The 1,342-nt window shown below is 68.0% G+C and carries 2 protein-coding genes; both read right to left on the bottom strand.

The features are described from left to right. Positions 1-251: 251 nt before the first annotated feature. Positions 252-617 carry a hypothetical protein gene (locus F3T56_RS45895; RefSeq protein WP_149831374.1) on the bottom strand — a complete coding sequence of 122 codons (366 nt, stop codon included), beginning with the start codon at positions 615-617 and terminating at the stop codon, positions 252-254. Continuing rightward, positions 539-1,342: IS701 family transposase (locus F3T56_RS45900; RefSeq protein WP_216373119.1), on the bottom strand; the 804-nt coding region annotated here is incomplete at its 5' end. The genes F3T56_RS45900 and F3T56_RS45895, both read right to left, overlap by 79 nt.

Consider the following 1,342-nt stretch of genomic DNA (forward strand, 5'->3'; position numbering starts at 1 on the left):
CCACGCCAACCTGGCGAGGAACCTACTAGGGCATACAGGGCAATACGCGTATATCAAACGCCCTCTGAGAAGTCCCAAAGATGCCGCCGCGCCCCTCCTGACCCGCTTCATCGCAGGACGGACCGTCGTGTCAATCCCCTCGCTCAGGGCTTGGTCATGGTCCTCGATCAAGATTGGTGAGGTCACCGGGCTCGCGGTGGCATGACGGGCAGCGGTGCAAGGAGGCGCGATCAACGCGGTCTGGAACAGGATCACGATCTTGTACAGACTGAGGCCGTGGCCCCGCCTTTTGGGTTGAGGTGATGCTCTGTACAGAACAGGTGGGCTGCGGAGACGAGCGCCACGTGGTGGTGGAAACCTCGGTAGGTGCGGCCCTCGTAGTCGCCCAGACCGAGGGCCTGTTCCATCTCGTGGTAGTCGGTCTCGATGCACCAGCGACTCGTCGCGTGCCTGACCAGGACGGTGAGCGGGGTGTCCGCGGGCAGGTCGGTGATCCAGGACCGGAAGACGTTCCCGCCGCGCCTGCGCTTCCACTGGATCAGCAGGGTGCGCCGGGGCAGGAGCCGGTCGGCGGTGGACGCGACGTGCTCGCGCTCGATGATCCCGGCGATGTGCACCGCAATGGCGACGAACCAGCCGGACCGGGCGGGGTGATCGGCGCTCCTGGCCCGGTAGACGAACCTGCGGGCCCGGTAGCGGTGATCCGCGGCGACCTGGTCGACGGTGATGCTGGGCGCCTGCGCGCCCAGGCGGTGACAGGGGCTCCGGTGGCAGGCAGGACCACGGTGTGGCCCGTGACCGCCAGCAGCCAGCGGATGCCCCGTGCACTCAGCCCGGTGCGGAAGGCGACGTTGGTGCCGTAGTCACTGTCCGCGACGACGAGCGGTGGTGCCAGGCCCCACTGGTCGAGTTCGTCGAGCAGGTCCAGGGCGATCCGCTGTTTGGTGCGGTGCGCGATCTGCGGCGGGACTCCCGCTTTCGCACAGCGTGCACGGTCCTTGGCCCAGCTCTGCGGCAGGAACAACCGCCAGTGCAACGGCGACGACCCCCGGCGCGAGACGGCGTGCACGGACACCGCGACCTGGCATAAGTGCTGGTCGCGCTCGCCGCAGTGCTGCACGATCGCGCCGGCGGTGCCATGCCCGTAGCGGACGAAGGGGTGATCGTCGATCAGCCAGGCCGACGGCCGCAGCACCCGGTGGGCGCGGGCCGCCACACGCCGCATCACCTCGCGGTAGTCCCAGGGGGACTGGGCGACGAAGTGACCCAGGGGGCCTTGTCCCAAGGCCGGGTAGTTAGCGTTTTCGCAGGTCACGCAAGCCAGTTGAAGGATTTCTGACGC

Origin of the sequence: Streptomyces tailanensis (genome assembly GCF_008386495.1) — a bacterium.
Taxonomy (GTDB): domain Bacteria; phylum Actinomycetota; class Actinomycetes; order Streptomycetales; family Streptomycetaceae; genus Streptomyces; species Streptomyces tailanensis.